At 58.5% G+C, this 18,802-nt stretch carries 17 protein-coding genes; 7 read left to right on the plus strand and 10 right to left on the minus strand.

Annotation, left to right across the window (positions count from 1 at the left end):
• Nucleotides 1–4 precede the first annotated feature (4 nt).
• Together PGH32_RS07935 and PGH32_RS07940 are read right to left on the minus strand one after the other, a co-directional pair.
• Nucleotides 5–1,273 carry an MFS transporter gene (locus PGH32_RS07935; RefSeq protein ID WP_337893708.1) on the minus strand — a complete coding sequence of 423 codons (1,269 nt, stop codon included), beginning with the start codon at nt 1,271–1,273 and terminating at the stop codon, nt 5–7.
• Complete coding sequence (locus PGH32_RS07940; RefSeq protein ID WP_337893709.1) at nt 1,270–2,691, minus strand: M20 family metallopeptidase; 1,422 nt, start codon at nt 2,689–2,691, stop codon at nt 1,270–1,272. Before PGH32_RS07940 ends, PGH32_RS07935 begins: the two co-directional genes overlap by 4 nt.
• A gap of 185 nt (nt 2,692–2,876) precedes the next feature.
• On the opposite strand from PGH32_RS07940, the gene PGH32_RS07945 reads away from it, so the two are divergent.
• Nucleotides 2,877–3,800, plus strand: a complete 924-nt coding sequence (locus tag PGH32_RS07945; RefSeq protein ID WP_314420481.1) for a LysR substrate-binding domain-containing protein — start codon at nt 2,877–2,879, stop codon at nt 3,798–3,800.
• A gap of 26 nt (nt 3,801–3,826) precedes the next feature.
• Here PGH32_RS07945 and PGH32_RS07950 read toward each other — a convergent pair whose 3' ends face one another.
• Nucleotides 3,827–4,159: a YegP family protein gene (locus tag PGH32_RS07950; RefSeq protein ID WP_337893710.1), complete on the minus strand. Its 333-nt coding sequence runs from the start codon at nt 4,157–4,159 to the stop codon at nt 3,827–3,829.
• A gap of 94 nt (nt 4,160–4,253) precedes the next feature.
• Complete coding sequence (locus PGH32_RS07955; RefSeq protein ID WP_337893711.1) at nt 4,254–5,846, minus strand: ABC transporter substrate-binding protein; 1,593 nt, start codon at nt 5,844–5,846, stop codon at nt 4,254–4,256.
• Nucleotides 5,847–5,964: 118 nt separating this feature from the next.
• On the opposite strand from PGH32_RS07955, the gene pepT reads away from it, so the two are divergent.
• Entirely contained in the window at nt 5,965–7,209 is a 1,245-nt protein-coding gene (pepT, locus tag PGH32_RS07960; RefSeq protein WP_337893712.1) for a peptidase T, read from the plus strand.
• Nucleotides 7,210–7,292: 83 nt separating this feature from the next.
• On the opposite strand, the gene PGH32_RS07965 is transcribed toward pepT, so the two are convergent.
• The 4 genes from PGH32_RS07965 to PGH32_RS07980 form a co-directional block, all read right to left on the minus strand.
• Nucleotides 7,293–7,658 carry a VOC family protein gene (locus PGH32_RS07965; protein ID WP_337893713.1) on the minus strand — a complete coding sequence of 122 codons (366 nt, stop codon included), beginning with the start codon at nt 7,656–7,658 and terminating at the stop codon, nt 7,293–7,295.
• Nucleotides 7,659–9,015: 1,357 nt separating this feature from the next.
• On the minus strand, nt 9,016–9,177 hold the full coding sequence (locus PGH32_RS07970) for a hypothetical protein (RefSeq protein WP_337893714.1): 162 nt from the start codon (nt 9,175–9,177) through the stop codon (nt 9,016–9,018).
• Between the two features lie 650 nt (nt 9,178–9,827).
• The gene (locus PGH32_RS07975) at nt 9,828–10,607 is read right to left on the minus strand and encodes a transporter substrate-binding domain-containing protein (RefSeq protein WP_314420491.1); all 780 of its coding nucleotides are present in this window, start codon (nt 10,605–10,607) and stop codon (nt 9,828–9,830) included.
• 23 nt (nt 10,608–10,630) lie between these two features.
• Complete coding sequence (locus PGH32_RS07980; protein ID WP_105594640.1) at nt 10,631–11,800, minus strand: methionine aminotransferase; 1,170 nt, start codon at nt 11,798–11,800, stop codon at nt 10,631–10,633.
• A 131-nt stretch (nt 11,801–11,931) separates the two neighbouring features.
• Here PGH32_RS07980 and PGH32_RS07985 point away from each other — a divergent pair, with 131 nt between their 5' ends.
• The gene (locus PGH32_RS07985; RefSeq protein WP_337893715.1) at nt 11,932–12,792 is read left to right on the plus strand and encodes a LysR family transcriptional regulator; all 861 of its coding nucleotides are present in this window, start codon (nt 11,932–11,934) and stop codon (nt 12,790–12,792) included.
• Nucleotides 12,793–12,957: 165 nt separating this feature from the next.
• A complete protein-coding gene (locus PGH32_RS07990) occupies nt 12,958–13,392 on the plus strand; it encodes a DoxX family protein (protein WP_337893716.1) in 435 nt (144 codons plus the stop codon).
• A 50-nt stretch (nt 13,393–13,442) separates the two neighbouring features.
• Here the strand turns inward: PGH32_RS07990 and PGH32_RS07995 are convergent, their stop codons facing one another.
• Complete coding sequence (locus PGH32_RS07995) at nt 13,443–14,768, minus strand: MFS transporter (RefSeq protein ID WP_337893717.1); 1,326 nt, start codon at nt 14,766–14,768, stop codon at nt 13,443–13,445.
• A gap of 253 nt (nt 14,769–15,021) precedes the next feature.
• On the opposite strand from PGH32_RS07995, the gene PGH32_RS08000 reads away from it, so the two are divergent.
• On the plus strand, nt 15,022–15,945 hold the full coding sequence (locus tag PGH32_RS08000; RefSeq protein ID WP_337893718.1) for a LysR substrate-binding domain-containing protein: 924 nt from the start codon (nt 15,022–15,024) through the stop codon (nt 15,943–15,945).
• Between the two features lie 3 nt (nt 15,946–15,948).
• Here the strand turns inward: PGH32_RS08000 and smrA are convergent, their stop codons facing one another.
• Nucleotides 15,949–16,521, minus strand: a complete 573-nt coding sequence (gene smrA / locus PGH32_RS08005) for a DNA endonuclease SmrA (RefSeq protein ID WP_337893719.1) — start codon at nt 16,519–16,521, stop codon at nt 15,949–15,951.
• 399 nt (nt 16,522–16,920) lie between these two features.
• Between smrA and PGH32_RS08010 the strand changes: the two genes are divergently transcribed.
• Entirely contained in the window at nt 16,921–17,676 is a 756-nt protein-coding gene (locus PGH32_RS08010) for an FNR family transcription factor (RefSeq protein ID WP_105594649.1), read from the plus strand.
• A gap of 116 nt (nt 17,677–17,792) precedes the next feature.
• Entirely contained in the window at nt 17,793–18,743 is a 951-nt protein-coding gene (gene uspE / locus PGH32_RS08015) for a universal stress protein UspE (RefSeq protein ID WP_314420505.1), read from the plus strand.
• The last annotated feature ends 59 nt before the right edge of the window (nt 18,744–18,802 follow it).

Consider the following 18,802-nt stretch of genomic DNA (forward strand, 5'->3'; position numbering starts at 1 on the left):
TGCGTTACCTCACCCGGCGCTGGCTGTGGAACAGCGCCACCGCACTGAACAGGGCCAGCAGCATCAGATAGTAGCTTGGGGCCAGGCTGCTGCCCGTCATGCTAATCAGCAGGGTACAGATCAGCGGCGCAAAGCCGCCAAACACCGTCACCGCCACGTTGTAGCTGATGGCCATTCCGCTGGCGCGGGTGGTCATCGGGAACAGATCGGCCATCATCGACGGCACCGTGGAGAAATAGACCGATTTCAGCAGCGCCATCCAGCCGACCAGCAGGATCAGCGTGGTTGGGCTGGTGTGATTGACCACCAGCAGGAACGCCGGATAAATGGTCGCGGCCAGCATGATCAGCGAGCCCCACATCAGCGGCAGACGCCCGACTTTTTCCGCCAGCAGCCCCATCAGCGGGGTCACCACGGTAAGAATAATCCCGGCCACCAGCGTGGCGGTAAACGCCGCCGATCCCGGCAGGTGCAGGTTTTTGGTGGCGTAGGTCGGCACGTAGTTGAGCATGTAGTTCACGCCGGTGGAGATCACCATCAGCCCCATGGCCAGCAGCAGCAGATTTTTCTGCTGGCCCATCAGCGCTTTCAGCGGCGCGGCGTGTTTTTCCTGGCTGACAAAGCTGGCCGGTTCATGCACGTGGCGGCGGATATACAGCCCTACCGGGCCGATCAGCAGTCCGAAGGCGAACGGGATGCGCCAGCCCCACTCCTGGATCTGCGCTTCGGTCAGCCAGGCCGTCAGCCCCAGGCCAAACGCCGACGCCATCAGCGTACTGGCTCCCTGGGTGGCAAACTGCCAGCTGGCAATAAAGGCGCGGCGCTCCGGAAAATGTTCCACCAGAAACGCCGTGGAGCTGCCGAACTCGCCCCCGGCGGAGAAGCCCTGAATCAGCCTCGCCAGCAGGATCATGATCGGCGCCATTACCCCGATGCTCGCGTAGGTCGGCATCACGGTAATGATCAGCCCGCCGACCATCATCAGCATAATCGACAGCAGCAGCGCTTTTTTACGCCCGACGCGGTCGGCGTAGGCACCCAGCACGATTGCGCCGAGTGGGCGGATCAGGAACGACACGCCGAAGCTGCCGAAGGTCAGCAGCAGCGACACCGACGGGTCTTCGGTCGGGAAAAACGCATGGGCGATATAGCTGGCGAAGAAACCGTAAACCGCGATATCGAACCACTCCAGCGCATTGCCGACGCAGGTGGCAAACAGGGTTTTATACAGGTTCGGCTTCACCGCCGTGGGGGTGTGAACAGTCGTGCTCATTTTGCACCTCCCTGCGCGCAGTGGGCCTGATGACGGGCCAGCAGTGCGGTTCCCTGCTCACCCAGATCCCAGAACAGGCGGGTCATCATCTGCAGTCCTTCGCGTGCGATGGACTTAAGCATGTGTTCATCCACCGCGTGCTGGCCACAGGCCGGATAGGAGTGCGGCACCCACAGGGTGGGCAGGCCGAGGATATCGGCAAAGACATCATTCGGCAGCGAACCGCCCAGGTTCGGCAGCAGCGCCGGTTTTTTGCCGCTGGTTTCCGCCATCAGCCCCAGCGCCCAGCCGACCAGCGGGTCGGTCGGGTCAAGCCGCGTGGCCGGAGAGCCGCGCAGCACCTCCACCTCCACCTGCGGGAAGCCGTGGCGATCGAGGTGTTCACGCAGGTGCTCGCCGATATGTTGCCAGTCGGTCTCCACCACAAAGCGCAGCTGGCATACCGCCGTGGCGCTGCCGGGAATGGCGTTCATCGGCCGCGCCGGGTTGCCGGCCAGCAAGCTCAGCACCTCCAGCGTATTCCAGCCGTACAGCCGCTCGGTCGGCGTCAGCCCCGCTTCACCCCAGCTGGGATCGATCGCCGGGCCGTCACCTTCACCGACGTGAATATCATCAAGAATGGCTTTAACCGCTGCGCTGATGGCCGGCGGCTTCAGTGCGGCAACCTGCAGCTGGCCGTGCTGATTGACCAGGCAGGCCAGCGCGTTAGCCAGCTGGGTGCCGGGATTGGTCAGCAGGCCGCCCCAGTTGCCCGAGTGGTAGTCGCGATCGCGGGCGTGAATGCTGAGGCGGAAGTTGACCGCCCCGCGCGACCCCAGAAACAGCGTTGGCCGCTCGGCGCTGAGGCGCGGGCCGTCGGAGGCGATAAAGATATCGGCGGCCAGTTCGGACTGGCGATCGCGGCACAGCTGGGCCAGGCCGGGGGAGCTGACCTCTTCACCCATTTCAAACAGGAACTTGCAGTTAAAGCCGAGCGAACCGCGCGCGGCAATCACCTGCTCCAGCGCGGCGATATTTACCGAGTGCTGGCCCTTGTTATCGGCGCTGCCGCGCCCGTACCAGCGGTCGCCCTCTTCCACCAGTTGCCAGGGCGTCAGCCCGCTGCGCCAGTTTTCATCGTCGCCGAATACCACGTCGCCGTGGCCGTAGCACAGCACGGTGGGCAGCGCGGGGTCTTCAATACGCGTCGCCAGCAGGAACGGGCGCGCCGGCGCCTGCGGATTCGGCAGCTGCTGGCAGATAAAGCCCAGCCCCTGCATCGCTGGGATCATCTCTTCGTCATAATAGCGCTGGATAATCTCATCACGATCGTCGCGCTGGCTTTCGCTGCGAATCGCCACGCGCCTCGCCAGCACGCGTTTAAACTCCCCGCTGTCAAAATACGCCGTCGCGCGGGCTACTGCCTGTTCAGCTGTCATAGACTTTTTCCGTAGTTATGTGTTGGTTTGCGTTTTAACGATCTCTTTCGCGGATCGATGTTGTTATCACTCCATCTAAGCTAATATTCAGCTTTGCCACAATTATCAAAATAACAAACGAGCCTTACAATAAAAGCAACGCCGGACTGCACCATTCCCGTCCGCGCACCGTTGGAGAGCACCCCGTGCACAGCACTGAAATTCGCTATTTTTTAGCCGTGGCCAGCAGCGGTTCGCTGAGCGCCGCCAGCCAGCAGCTGTTCGTTGCCGTTTCCGCCATCAGCCGTCAGATCCAGCGGCTGGAGGCCCGGGTCGGCGCGCCGCTGTTTGAACGCCACGCGCGCGGCATGGTGCTGAACGATGCCGGGCAGATTTTTGAGAATCACGTGCGAAAAAGCATGATGGATATGGAGCACGCCGTTGCGGAGATTAAGGGGCTGAAAGCGGTGCGGCGCATTGCGCTGCGCGTGGCCTGTACCGACGGCATGGCGTTCAGCCTGCTGCCGGTGCTGTTTACCGAATTTCGGCTGCTGCATCCGGGGGTGAGTTTTCATCTGACGGTGGGTAGCGCGCTGGAGGTGGCGGAAATCATGCGGCGCGGCGAGTGTGACGTTGCCTTTCAGTTCAGCCTGCACCCGGAGCGGGGCGTGGAGGTGGTGGCAGCGTGGCCCGCCCCGGTGCTGCTGGTGATGCGGCGGGAGCATCCGCTGGCGCAGAGCACGGTCCAGCTTGCCGATCTGCTGGCTTACCCGCTGGCGCTGCCGGATGCGGGCACCACGGTGCGTCAGCTTTTCGATCTCTCATGCCGGATGAGCGGCACGTTTGTTGAACCGACGCTGACCTGTAACAACTTCAGCACGCTCTATTCGTTCCTGCTGAACACGCCGCAGGCCATCACCATCTGCAGCCAGTTTACGGTGATGTACCAGGCCGAAGAACAGGGCCTGGTGCTGAAATCGCTGGGCAGCGAGCAGCTCAGCCAGCGATCGCTACAGGTGCAAACCGCCATCGGCCGCCCGCCTTCCGCCGCGCTGTCGCTGTTCCTGGCCTTCGCCCAGCAGGAGCTGAAACGACAGGATGCGCGCATAAGAACGCGTTACGGTTTTTGATGGCTCGTCCCTGAGCCTGGGAATAATCAGGTTAGAGCGACGGTTACCGCTGAGGGCGCATTAACTTTGACTGATTCAATGCCTTTATCACGAGCCTGCGTGGAACTGTACATTTCACTGTTTCCAATGACCTGATGATTGGCAGCGCTCAGGGTGAAATAAGGAGAGCCGTTTTTTGCTACCAGCCTCTGATAATTGGCATCTGCCGGTGCATGTTTCTTAACTGACGCAACGCCATTTTCACAGCTGGCTTTCGTGGTATACCCTTCACTGCTCAGTATGACTTCACCATTTCCTGCCTTCAGGCGGAAATAATACTGCCCGTTTTTACCGCTGAAAATCTCGAATTTACCGCTCATTTTCATGCTCCTTTGGGTGATTGTGTTGGATAACGTGTTGGAGAAAAAGGCAGGACGTCAAAGCGTTAGGTAAGCAGTCCTGCCGTGACGGGGCTTACCTGATATCCACCGGATAGAAAATATGTTTGCCGAACGGATCAACCTCATAACCGCTGATCTCTTTGCGCACCGGCTCAAAGATCGTCGAGTGGGCAATCATCACCGCCGGGGCCTGGTCATGCATGATCTGCTGCGCCTCGTGGTACATCGCCACACGTTTTTCATGGTTCTGCTCGGCGCGAGCCTGAGTGATCAGCTGGTCAAACGGCTTGTAGCACCATTTCGATGAGTTCGAACCGCCGTTGGCCGAGGTGCAGCTGAACAGCGGGCCGAAGAAGTTATCCGGGTCACCGGTGGCCGTGGTCCAGCCCATCAGCGCCGCCTGATGTTCGCCGTTTTTCACCCGCTTGAGGTATTCCCCCCACTCAAAGGTGACGACATTGGCCTTGATACCGACCTTCTGCCAGTCCGCCTGAATCATCTCCGCCATGCGTTTGGCGTTGGGATTATACGGGCGCTGTACCGGCATCGCCCACAGGTCGACGCTGGTACCCGGCGCAATTCCCGCTTCCTTCAGCAGCGCTTTGGCCTTTTCCGGGTCCCAAGCGTAGTCCTGAATATCTTCTGCCGCGCTCCAGACGCCCGGCGGCAGCAGGTTTTTCGCTGCGGTACCGGTCCCCTGGAATACCGCCTCGATTATCGCCGGTTTGTTGATCGCCATCGTTAAGGCCTGGCGCACTTTGACGTTATCCATCGGTGCTTTCTGGGTGTTAAAGGCCAGGAAACCGGTGTTCAGCCCGGCCTTCTGCGCCAGGGTGATATTTTTATTTTCGCCCAGACGCTTGAGGTCCGCAGGATTCGGGAACGGCATCACCTGGCATTCGTTTTTCTCCAGCTTGGCGGCGCGCACCGAGGCATCCGGCACGATGCTGAATACCAGCCGGTCGAGCTTCGCCTTGCCCTGCCAGTATTCCGGGAAGGCGCGATAGAGAATGCGCGAATCCTTCTGATACTGCAGCAGCTCGAACGGACCGGTGCCGATCGGCACGCTGTCGACTTTTTCCGGCGTACCGGCTTTCAGCATCGCGTCGGCGTATTCCGCTGAGAGGATCGAGGCAAAGTACCAGGCCAGATCGGCCAGGAACGGGGCTTCCGCATGGGCGAGCGTAAAGCGCACGGTGTGGTCGTCCACCTTCTCAATATTTTTCAGCAGCGAACCGAACTCCAGGCTTTCGAAGTTGGCGTAGGTGCCGTTAGAGACGTTGTGATAAGGGTTAGCCGGATCTTTCTGGCGCATAAACGAGAAGATCACGTCGTCGGCGTTAAAATCGCGTGTGGGCTTGAACGCTTTGTTGCTCTGGAACTTGACGCCCTTGCGCAGGTGGAAGGTGTAGACCGTGCCGTCTTCCGAGATATCCCAGCTTTCCGCCAGGCTTGGGATCAGGTCCGTGGTGCCCGGCGTGAAGTCCACCAGCCGGTTGTAGACCGGCACCGCGCTGGCATCCACGCTGGTGCCGGAAGTATAAAGCTGCGGGTTAAAGTTTTCCGGCGATCCTTCAGAACAATACACCAGTGTTTTTGCCGATGCTCCGCTGGCAATCGAAATCGCCAGCGCCGTTAACAGCGTGCCCAGTACCGCTTTCTTCATCTCCATCCTCGCTTTTTATTTGACATTGTCAGGGGGTGGTGCGTAAAACCAGAGAGTATCCGAGTAATAAATATTACATAAATACAGCGATATGCTGAGCAACGATTAAGGAATTCTGATGACTGACTCCCTCGCGCAGAAGCTGACCGACCGTTTTTACCGTTATCTGGCGGTCACCAGCCAGAGCGATGCCGCCGCCACTATCCTGCCCAGTACGCCCGAACAGCACGACATGGCGCGCCTGCTGGCGGAAGAGCTGACCGAGCTCGGCTTACAGGACGTGGTAATTGATGAGTTCGCCACCGTGACCGCCGTCCGGCCGGGGAATACCCCCGGTGCGCCGAAAATCGGCTTCATTACCCATATCGATACCGTCGACGTCGGCCTGTCGCCGCATATTCATCCGCAGACGCTGCGCTTTGAAGGCAAAGACCTGTGCCTGAATGCGGAGCAGGACATCTGGCTGCGCACCGCCGAGCACCCGGAAATCAACGCCTATATCGGCCAGGATATTATTTTCAGCGATGGCACCTCGGTGCTGGGGGCAGATAACAAAGCCGCGGTGACCGTGGCGATGACGCTGCTGGAGCGGCTGCCTGCCGACGCGCCGGTTGGCGATATCGTGATGGCTTTTGTGCCCGATGAAGAGATCGGCCTGCGCGGCGCAAAGGCGCTGGATCTGGACAGCCGTTTTAACGTGGATTTTGCCTACACCATCGACTGCTGCGAGCTGGGTGAAGTGGTGTATGAGAACTTTAACGCCGCAGCGGCGGAGATCCGCCTGACCGGGGTGACCGCTCACCCGATGTCCGGCAAGGGCGTGCTGGTCAACCCGCTGCTGATGGCGTGGGATTTTATCGGCCACTTCGATCGCCAGCAGACGCCGGAGCATACTGAAGGCCGCGAAGGCTACACCTGGTTCAACGATATGCATGCCAATGCCAGCGAGGCGGTGCTGAAGGCGTCAATTCGCGATTTTGACCTTGAGAGCTTCGCAGGACGCAAACGGCAGATCGAGGATGTGGCGGAGGTTATTCGTAAACAGTATCCGACCGGGCGCGTTGAGGTGAGCATCAGCGATACCTACAGTAATATCAGCAACGCCATCGGCGAAGATCGTCTGCCTGTCGATCTTATTTTTGCGGCGCTGAAGGAGATTGACGTGGAGCCGAAGGTGATCCCGATGCGCGGCGGCACCGACGGTGCGGCGCTGTCGGCGAAAGGCCTGCTGACGCCGAATTTCTTTACCGGTGCGCATAACTTCCATTCGAAGTTTGAGTTTTTGCCGGTGCCGTCGTTTGTGAAGTCCTATGAGCTGGCGGAGAAAATCTGCCTGCTGGCGGCGCGTCCTTTCATCAAGTAAGCCGGTGAGCGGGCAGACCCTGCCCGCTCCTGTATCAATGACCCGCCGCACGGCGCGGCTGCCGGTCACCGGTTTCCACGCCGTTATTCCTCGTAAACGTATACGCGCAGGCGGTGACCGTCCGGGTCGCTGCAGGTAAAGGTGTAGCCGAAGTCCATTTCGCTCGGCTGCTGGAGGATTTCCGCGCCGTGCTGCTGCCACAGGCGGCAGCAGGCATCCACTTCTGCGCGGCTTCCCAGGGTGAAGACCAGTTCGGACTGGCTCGGGCCTTTGGTTGCCGGTGGCTGGGTGTCGTCTATCGCCCACAGCCCCAGGCGGCCGGTTTGCAGGACGAACATGTAGTAGATGTCCTCCGTTACCACCGGGTCAATCTGGAACAGGCGCTGATAGAATTCGGCGCTTTTTTTCGGGCTTTCGACGTAGAGGATGGTGTAGTTGAGTGCGTTCATGGTGATTTCCTTTCATTTCATGGGTGGGTTTGATGGCGGGAAGGATAGCGTTGGGGAGTGACAGTTTCTGTCAGTAGGGGTGGCGCGGCTTTGCCAGTGACTCTGGTCGCTGATTGGTTGGGTTCGTTACCTGCGGGTTGGGTGCTGACGCTGGTGGGCAGGTGTCTTCCTGCCGGGCGGTCCTCGCGCCGCTTTGCGGTCCCTTCTCTCCGTTTGTCAGCCTTACGGACCGCCGCAGACGCGCGTCCTGCGCGGCCGCGCCTTTTGCCCACGTCCCTGTGGGCAAATCCGGGCTTCCTCTCTGCGTTCAGCGCTGCGGATTGCCCTTCAGGAAGACACCTGTCCACCGGCTTTGCTGCACATGCGATGGCTTTTACAGTAAATGACCGGCTCATTGCTGCATAAGCGATGGCTTTCACAGTAAATGGCCGGTTCGTTGCAGCAATTCAGGCGTAGACAGCGGCAATAAAGAACATATTTCTGTGGGTGAAGTTTGTGTGCGCGGGGATCATTTTGTGGGTTATGTCCCTGACTGGCGGGCTGTGTATGTTGCCTTTGGATGGGGCCTGTCGCTGATGGGCAGCGTATGTTGCCTGTGGATTGGGTGCCGACGCTGGTGGCTGGGTTCGTTACCTGCGGGTTGGGTGCTGACGCTGGTGGGCAGCGTATGTTGCCTGTGGATTGGGTGCCGACGCTGGTGGCTGGGTTCGTTACCTGCGGGTTGGGTGCTGACGCTGGTGGGCAGGTGTCTTCCTGCCGGGCGGTCCTCGCGCCGCTTTGCGGTCCCTTCTCTCCGTTCGTCAGCCTCACGGACCGCCGCAGACGCGCGTCCTGCGCGGCCGCGCCTTTTGCCCACGTCCCTGTGGGCAAATCCGGGCTTCCTCTCTGCGTTCAGCGCTGCGGATTGCCCTTCAGGAAGACCCCAGCCCACCCGCTTTGCTGCATATGCGATGGCTTTTACAGTAAATGACCGGCTCATTGCCGCATAGGCGATGGCTTTCACAGTAAATGACCAGTTCGTTGCCGCATAAGCGGTGGTTTTCACGGTAAATGGCCGGTTCGTTGCTGCAATTCAGGCGTAGACAGCGGCAATAAAGAACATATTTCTGTGGGTGAAGTTTGTGTGCATGGGGATCATTTTGTGGGTTATGTGCCTGACTGGCGGGCTGCGGATGTTGCCTGTGGATTGGGTGCTGACGCTGGTAGGCTGGGGTCTTCCTGCCGGGCGGGTCCTCGCGCCGCTTTGCGGTCCCTTCTCTTCGTTCGTCAGCCTGACGGACCGCCGCAGACGCGCGTCCTGCGCGACTGCGCCTTTTGCCCACGTCCCTGTGGACAAATCCGGGCTTCCTCTCTGCGTTCAGCGCTGCGGATTGCCCTTCAGGAAGACCCCAGCCACCCGCTTTGCTGCATATGCGATGGCTTTCACAGTAAATGACCGGTTCATTACAGAATTGATGTGCCCAAAACCTGGGAATTTATCGACGATCACGATGTTTAAAGCAGCGAGCAGATTGTCCACAGGCGCGCAGCCTCCGCGACTGACGGGTAATCCGCAGCGCTGAGGTGAAAGCGGTGGGCCAGGAGATGGCAGCAGGGATGCTGACATCAGGCATGGCGCGGGCAGGACGCCCGCTCCAGGCCGGTCCGGCAGGCACACTGCTGTAACCGAAGGCACCGCAAAGCGGCGCGAGGACCGCCCGGCTGGCGCGGAGACTGCACGCCGATCGCCAGTATCTCCGCAACAAAATCGCGGATACTGTGCCTCTGTTCCCTTTTTCCCAGCGAAAAAAATACATCATTCATTCAGTAATGATTTGTTGTACACCGGGAATTTAAAACAGCGAGCAGATTACCCACAGGCGCGCAGCCTCCGCGACTGACGGGTAATCCGCAGCGCTGAGGTGAATGCGGTGAGCCAGGAGATGGCAGCAGGGATGCTGACATCAGGCATGGCGCGGGCAGGACGCCCGCTCCAGGCCGGTCCGGCAGGCGCACTGCTGTAACCGAAGGCACCGCAAAGCGGCGCGAGGACCGCCCGGCTGTCGCGGAGACTGCACGCCGATCGCCAGTATCACCGCAAAAAAAAACCGCCATCCCAAAGGATAACGGCCTGACGAATGCGTACTCCCGGACACCACGTAAAACGGCCTGTCCGGGGTTTCGATCGAATTACTTCACCGAAACATCAATTCCCGGGAAGAACTTCGCCGCCAGCTTAGTCAGCGTACCGTCGGTCTGCACCTTGGTAATCGCCGCATCCAGCTCGCTTTTCCGCTTGGTATCGTCCTTGCGAAGACCGAAACCAATACCGGTGCCGAGGATCGTATCGTCCTCTACCGCCTTACCGATAAAGCCGTAGCCCTTGCCCTGCGGCTTATCAAGGAAGCCAGACTGGCCCGCGGCAGACATCACCAGCGTTCCGTCCAGACGACCGGCAACCATATCGTTATAAACCTGGTTCTGATCCTGATAGGACGTCACGGTTACGCCCTTCGGCTCCCAGTGCTGCTTGGCGTAGGTTTCCTGAATGGAGCCCTGAAGAACGCCGATGCTCTTACCCTTCAGCGCTTCCGGAGTCGCATCCTTCAGGCCCGAGTCGGTTTTGCCGACCAGCATGCTTGGAATGCGGTAGATAGGCTTGGTAAAACCGATGCTCTTCGCGCGCGCTTCGGTGATATTCATCGCCGAGTTGATCGCATCAAACTTCTTCGCCGACAGCGCCGGGATCAGCGCATCAAAACTGCTTTCCACCCAGCTGCACTTGAAATTACCGGCCTGGCAAATCGCGTTGCCCAGCTCAATATCGAAACCTTCCAGCTCGCCGGATGCGTTGCGGCTTTCAAACGGTGGATACTGAGATTCCAGACCGTAACGCAGCGTCTCCTGTGCCAGCGCCGAAACCGACGTCAGCAGGCCAATTGCCACAAACAGCGCATTCAACTTCTTCATTCACTTCCCCTCATGATGACTGATTAGCGAGGCTTGACCTGGCAGAGCGCGCGAGCGCCGGCCTGCAAGGTGGCTTCGTCTTTTGCGAAAGAGAGACGGATCAATTTATTGTCGGTTCCATCGGTATAAAACGCCGACAGCGGAATGGTGGCCACGCCGTAATCAACGATGAGACGTTGTACCATTTCACTGTCCGTTTCGTCACTGAAATCCGCATAGCTGGCCAGCATAAAGAACGATCCGGCAGACGGCAGCAGCGTAAACGGCGAATCCTTGAGCAGTGAGGCCATCAGGTCACGTTTTTGCTGATAGAAAGCGCCCAGTCCCAGGTAGTTTTCCGGCTGCTGCAGGTAGTCGGCAAAGGCCACCTGCATCGGCGTATCGGCGGAGAACATCATAAACTGATGCACCTTGACCACTTCTTCCATCAGCTCGGCCGGGGCCAGCAGGTAGCCGACGCGCCAGCCGGTAACGTGGAAGGTTTTGCCAAAGGAAGAAACAATCACGCTGCGCTGCGCCAGCTCGGGATGCGTCGCCATGCCGTTATGCTTGCGGCCATCGAACAGAATGTGTTCGTAAACCTCGTCGGAAAGCACCACGATATCGGTGTTACGGGTCAGCGCCGCAAGGCGGTCGAGATCCTCACGGCTCAGCACCTGGGAACTCGGGTTGTGCGGCGTATTAATGATAATCATCCGGGTACGCGAGGTGATTGCCGCGCTGACTTCATCCCAGTTAATCGCAAAATCCGGCACCTGGAGCTTGAGGCCAATCGGCGTCGCGCCCTGCAGACGCACGATCGGCGCATAGCTGTCAAAAGCCGGTTCGAAGAAGATAACCTCGTCGCCCGGGTGCACCAGCCCGGCAATCGCCGAGTACAGCCCCTCACTGGCGCTGGCGGTGATCAGCACTTCGCTGGCGACATCGTATTTTTGCCCGTACAGGGTTTCAACTTTCTCCGCCAGAATCTGCTTCAGGGCCGTGACGCCGGTCATCGGCGCATACTGATTATGCCCCTGCTGCATCGCCCGGCTGACGCCCGCTACCAGGGCCGGATCGCAGGGGAAATTAGGTGCGCCCTGCGACAGGTTAATGGCTTTATGCTGGGCAGAGAGCTGGCCGATCACGGTGAAAATCGTGGTGCCGACATCCGGTAATTTTGAGCGCTGCTGCACCGAAGAGGTGATAGTCATGGAAGCTCCAGTCAGAGGGGGTCACGGTCGGGATGAATTTCGTTTGTTCTATTCAACGTTGCGCGGCTTGAGCCGACAAGCGAATTGTTGTCATAATAGCTATGACTTTTAAACATAGCTCAGGTACTCCTATGTCCCAGCGTCCGCTGCCGCTGAACGCGATCCACGCTTTTATTGTCACCGCGCGCCATCTCAACCTGACCCGTGCCGCCGGGGAGCTGTGCATCACCCAGGGGGCGGTGAGCCGTAAGATTGCTTCGCTGGAAACCTGGCTTGGCTTCAGCCTGTTCGATCGCCACGCGCGCGGCCTGCGCTTAACGCCGCAGGGTTCCGCCCTGCTCCCGGCGCTGCAGGCGGGCTATCAGCAGATTTTTGACGCGGCGCAGTCCAGCCGGCAGCAGGCGGTGATCCGCTTAAAAGCCCCCACCTGCGCCATGCGCTGGCTGCTGCCGAAGCTGGTGGCGCTGGAAAAACGCCGGCCCGACCTGCACGTGTCCCTGACCACCACGGTCGATCACAGCAGCCAGCTGGAACATTATGATGCCGCGATCCTCTATGGCACCAGCGGTCGCGGCATGCGTTTATTTGAGGAGGAGCTGACGCCGGTCATCGCCCCGGGCCTGCTGGCGTCCTCTTCTTTTACTGAACAGCGCCTCGCAGCCATGACCTTTTTGCATCCCACCACCGACAGCCGCGACTGGCAGCTGTGGCTGAAATCACAGCGGATGACCATCGCCCTGCTGCGTAATCAGCATTTCGCCACCATGGACCTGGCGATCAGCGCGGCGATTCAGGGATACGGCGTGACCGTGGCCGACGTAACGCTGATTGCCGAAGATCTGGCGATGCAGCGGCTGGTTGCACCGTTTAGCGGTCGGGTGAAGACCGGCGCGCTCTACAGCCTGATCCGCCGCCCGGCAGAGGAGGCACCGCCGCTGCTGGATGAACTGGTCAGCTGGCTTGCAGCCCCGGAGGAGACGGGGGCTGGCTGACCTCTCAGGCACGCTCCGTTCAGCGGTGTTGTGCTCCCGGCTGGTGAAAAATGATTTGCAGATTATGCTGATAGGAGGCCGATCCTGACGTGTGTCACCATCGCCAGCCTGCGGCACATGCCTTATGCCGCCGGGCACTTCCCCATAACGTTAAGGACTTCACTTATGTTTTCCTCGCTAAACAACGGTTTTATCCGGCTCAGCGATCACCCCGATCTGGGCAAACTGGTGCTGCGCGTCTCGCTGGGCGCACTACTGCTGTTTCATGGTGTTTTCAAGCTGGAACACGGCGTTGGCTGGATTGAGAAGCTGTTACAGGCTCACAATGTTCCAGGTTTTGTGGCTTACGGTGCCTATATTGGTGAAGTTCTGGCACCGGCGATGATGATTATCGGGCTGATGACCCGCCCGGCGGCGTTTGTGGTGGTGATTAACCTGGTGGTGGCCACGCTGCTGGTGAAAACCGGGGCGTTCTGGGATCGCACCTCGGTCGGCGCATGGGCACTGGAAGGTGAGGCGCTGTATCTGTTCGGTGCGCTGGCGGTGATGCTGCTGGGTCCGGGGCGGTTTACGCTGGTGCAGGACAGTCGCCTGCAGTAGTGAGTGAAAAAACCACCTCCAAACGGAGGTGGTGAACACCAGAGCAAACATTACCGCTGGGGCCGGTAACCATAGCGGGATTTGGCTACCAGCATCAGGGTGGTTAACACCGCCGGGATTGCCAGGAAAGAGAAGACGTCGGTGATATTCCAGCCCATTGACAGCATCTGCGCACCCGCAAAGGCGCTGATAATCGCGCCGACGCGGCCAACGCCGTGCATCCAGCTGGACCCTGTCGCACGGGCGCGCGTGGGATAGTAGCTGGCGGAGAGCGCATTCATCCCGGTGTTGGCACCGTTAAGACAAAAGCCACTGCAGAAGGCCACGGCGCTGAGCATCATCACGTCTGCCGGCGCAAAGCCGATGCACACCGTGGCAATCGCCCCGGTGAAATAGATTGCCGCCAGGGCCAGGTTGGCATTGAAGCGGTCCATCACCCAACCGGCAAACAGCGATCCAACCGTCCCGCCCGCCTGATACATCGCGGTCACCAGCGCCGCCTGGGTGACGGTCATGCCGATATCTTTCACCAGCGACGGCAGCCAGCTGCCGATCAGATACACCAGGAACAGCCCCATAAAATAGCTGCCCCACAGCATAATGCTGCCGAACAGATACTGCCGGGAGACAACCAGCCGCACGGCTCCGCCGGTAGTGGTGATTTCGCTGAGCGCAAACCGGCAGCGATCGGTGGTCATGCCGGGGTGCATCTTTTCGACAATCTGCCGAATTTTCCAGGCCGGTGCGTTTCGCGTCATCATGAAGCGCACCGATTCCGGCAGCCAGCGCAGCAGCAGAGGCACAATCATCAGCGGCAGAACACCGCCGAGAATCAGCACGGCGTGCCAGCCATAGTTTGGGATCAGCCACGAGGCGGCAAAACCACCGCTGGCCGCACCAAAGGTAAAGCCGCAGAACACCACGGTAATCAGAAAGGCGCGTTTCCGTTCCGGGGAATATTCCGCCACCAGCGTCCCCACGTTAGGCATCGCCGCGCCCAGCCCTAACCCGGTGAGAAAGCGGAACAGCATCAGCTGGTCAAGGTTCTGCGAGAACGCAGTCGCCAGCGTCCACAGACCGAAGAAAAACACGCTGCTGATAATAATCACCCGGCGACCAAACCGGTCAGCCAGCGGGCCGGCAAACATCGCACCCAGCGCCAGACCGATCAGCGCGGCACTGATCACCGCACCCAACTGGTGATTGCTGACGCCCCACGCCGTTTTCAGCGCCGGGGCGATAAAGCCCATCAGTGCAATATCCATCCCGTCCATGGCGACAACGGCAAAACATAGCGCAATGATGCACTTCTGGTAACGGCTTAATGCATTACGATTAATTAATGCATGTATATCGATGGCCGCGGCACTGTCCACTCCGTACTCCCTGGCTGATGAACCGAAAAATAGCCCGTTATCATAACGGATTGTTATGGCGTTCTCCTGATTAATTGCAGCAGGTTGAATCAGTTTGAAGCATAAACGCACATTAAGGATGAGGAAATTAACGTCCTGAAAAGTAATGGTTACCCTGCTTCACCGCTCAAATGTTAATGAAATTTTGCAATAAGGTTAACAAAATCCATACTGAGCGCTTGCCAGTAGTACAGCCAGATAACTAATCTGGGTTATGAATAAAAATTATCAATTTAATCAGCGCATTCGACTGCGCCACCTGCATACCTTTGTTGCCGTTGCGCAACAGGGCACGCTCGGCCGCGCCGCAGAAACCCTTTCGCTCAGCCAGCCGGCGCTGTCCAAGACGCTGAATGAGCTGGAAGAACTCGCCGGGGCCAGGCTGTTCGAACGCGGCCGGCTGGGCGCGCAGCTGACCATGATGGGCGAACAGTTCCTGACCCACGCGGTCAGGGTGCTTGATGCGCTGAATCATGCCGGCCAGTCGTTTAATACGCCGTTGCCTCAGGAACCGGAGGTGCTGCGCGTCTGCGTGTTAACCACGGTAGCATTAGGCATGCTGCCCTCCATTCTCGACAGGTTCCACCAGCAGCGGCCGCAAACCATCGTACAGGTGGCGACGCTGCACAATAACGTGCTGATTGCCGGGCTAAAGGCCGGCGAGTTTGACGTGGGTATTGGCCGGATGGCCGATGCGGAAATGATGACCGGGCTGACCTATGAGCTGCTGTTCCTTGAGTCCCTGCGGCTGGTGGTGCGCCCGGATCATCCGCTGATGAGTGACAACGTCACGCTATCGCGCGCCATGTCGTGGCCGGTGGTGATTTCGCCAGAGGGCACCGCTCCGCGCAGGCTGGCCGAAGCGATGTTAAAGGAACAGGGCTGCAGCCTGCCACCGATGCTGGTCGAGACGTCTGCCACTTCGCTTGCCCGCCAGCTCGCGCTCCGCTACAACTACGTCTGGTTCGTGCCGTCTGGCGCGATCAAAGAGGATTTACAGCATAACTCGCTGGTCGCCCTGCCCATTGCGTCGCACGGGCCGGGCGAGCCGGTGGGTATCCTGACGCCGTCCGGCGTGCCGCTCAGCCTGAGCGCGGAGATCCTGCTGGCCACCATTCGAAAATCGCCTTCCGGCTAGCGCTCAGCGGCTGCGCCGGGCGTTCAGCTCCCGATTTTCCAGCCGCGCCCGATCGCTTTTGCGCAGCGCCACATAGCAGGCTCCGCTGCCGCCGTGGTGAGGCAGCGCGCTGCAAAACGCCTGTACTTCGTCAAACTGCTGCAGCCAGCGCATCAGGTAGCTGCGAATGATATTGGCATGCGAAGTATCGTGGCGCGCCTTACCGTGGATAATCAGCAGGTTGCGCATATCATCCCGCAGTGCCTGCTGCATAAACAGATACAGCGTCTGGCGGCAATTTTCCGCCGACTGCTTAATCAGATTCAGGTTGGCCTGCGGCGGATATTTCCCCTGCCTGAGCTTCTCAAGCACGCCCGGCTGAATACCGTCGGCAAGATATTCCAGCGGCACCGTACCCGGCACCACCTCCAGCAGCCCCGTGGTCAGCGGGTTATCTAACTGCGCTTCCCACTGCCGATCGCGCTGCGGTTTCGCTGAAGGGGATTTCTGCCACAGGATGCTGCTGCAGTCTTTCAGCGGGGTCACATCTTCCATCGCGTGGCGGAAGATATCGTTTTCATCAGGGTCGAAGGTCATCGTTCACTCCGTTTACGGGCACCGGCGGCGCGCTAAATCAGCCCATTTCGTGTGATGTTCACCGGACGAGTTTAGCAAGATGCAGGGGTAAAACGCGAAATCTTGCGCTGAAGCCGGTTTTACTGTGTGAAACAGGACGGCAATTAAGTGTAAATTATGATGGTGAGCGGCAGCACAATGCTCTGAATAATCGCTCAATGACGCAGAAATCTTATCGCAAACACTTAATTAAGTAGATTTAAGTTCGTTAATGGAATGTTTTTTCTCATATAATTCACGCAGATAACAATTGTTAATGACGTCCCCAGCTTTTATGTGGCTAAAACTGCTCTGACGAGTTTCATTTTGTAAGTCAAAACGGTAAAATTGATATCAGTCAATTATCATCGAGCGTACATTATGATTCCAGAAAAGAGAATTATCAGTCGACGCATACAATCAGGTGGTTGCGCTATTCACTGCCAGGATTGCAGCATCAGTCAACTCTGTATCCCCTTCACGCTTAACGAACACGAACTGGACCAGCTGGATAATATTATCGAGCGCAAAAAGCCGATTCAGAAAGGCCAGACGCTGTTCAAAGCCGGCGACGAGCTTAAGTCTCTTTACGCTATCCGCTCCGGTACGATTAAAAGCTATACCATCACCGAACAGGGCGATGAACAGATTACCGGTTTCCATCTGGCGGGCGATCTGGTTGGCTTCGATGCGATCAGCGGCAGCCAGCACCCCAGCTTTGCCCAGGCGCTTGAAACCGCGATGGTCTGTGAAATCCCCTTTGAAACCCTCGACGATCTATCCGGGAAAATGCCCAGCCTGCGCCAGCAGATGATGCGTCTGATGAGCGGTGAAATCAAAGGCGACCAGGAGATGATCCTGCTGCTGTCGAAGAAGAATGCCGAAGAGCGGCTGGCCGCGTTTATCTATGGCCTTTCACGCCGCTTCGGCCAGCGCGGGTTCTCCCAGCGCGAGTTCCGCCTGACGATGACGCGGGGCGATATCGGTAACTACCTGGGATTAACGGTAGAAACGATCAGCCGTTTGCTTGGCCGCTTTCAGAAAAATGGAATGCTGGCGGTGAAAGGCAAATATATCACGATTGAAAATCATGAAATCCTCTCCCAGCTCGCTGGCCAAAGCAGGGCTATCGCCTGACGATTTGCCGGGTCAATATTTGTTATTTTATTGATCCGGCAATATCTTTTCCCCTTTTTCCTTTTGTCTGATTGGGCTATCTTTAACTGACACGCTCAGTGTATGGAGAACCCATTATGGCTAACTATCAAAACATCCTTGTGGCTATCGACCCGCAGCAGGACGACCAGCCGGCTCTGCGGCGCGCGGTGTATCTGAACCAGCGCCTTGGCGGTAAGATTACCTGCTTTCTTCCGATCTATGATTTCTCCTACGAGATGACCACCCTGCTGTCGCCTGACGAACGCTTAACGATGCGTAAAGGCGTGATCAGCCAGCGCACTGAGTGGATCCGCCAGCAGGCGCAGGCCTATCTGGCCGCCGGAGTGCAAATTGATATTAAGGTGGTGTGGCATAACCGCCCGTTCGAAGCGATTATTCAGGAAGTGCTGAATAACCAGCATGACCTGGTGATTAAGATGACTCACCAGCACGATCGCCTGCAGGCGGTAGTGTTCACCCCGACCGACTGGCATCTGCTGCGCAAATGTCCCTGCCCGGTATGGATGGTGAAGGATCAGGTCTGGCCTGAAGGGGCTAAAGCGCTGGTTGCCGTGAACCTCGCCAGCGAGGAGCCGCACCACGATCCGCTGAACACCAAGCTGGTGAAAGAGACGCTGGACCTGGCCGAACGCGTCAATCATACCGAAGTTCATCTGGTGGGTGCCTATCCCGTTACGCCAATCAATATTGCGATTGAGCTGCCTGACTTTGACCCCAGCGTGTATAACGATGCGATTCGTGGCCAGCACCTGGTGGCGATGAAGGCCTTGCGCCAGTCGTTCAGCATTGATGAGAAATTCACCCACGTGGAAAAAGGGTTGCCGGAAGAGGTTATCCCGGAGCTGGCCGATCATCTGTCGGTCGGCGTGGTGGTGCTGGGAACGATCGGACGTACCGGGCTTTCCGCCGCATTCCTCGGCAATACCGCGGAACAGGTGATCGACCATCTGCGATGCGATTTGTTAGCGATTAAGCCTGATGGTTTCGCCTCACCGGTGGAACTGGACGACGACGAAGACGATTAACCCGCGCGTGGGCGCAGACGTTAAGCCTTACCCGGCTGCGCCCCGCTCTTTAGTAATCC

The sequence above is a fragment of the Erwinia sp. SLM-02 genome (genome assembly GCF_037450285.1).
Classification (GTDB): Bacteria; Pseudomonadota; Gammaproteobacteria; order Enterobacterales; family Enterobacteriaceae; genus Erwinia.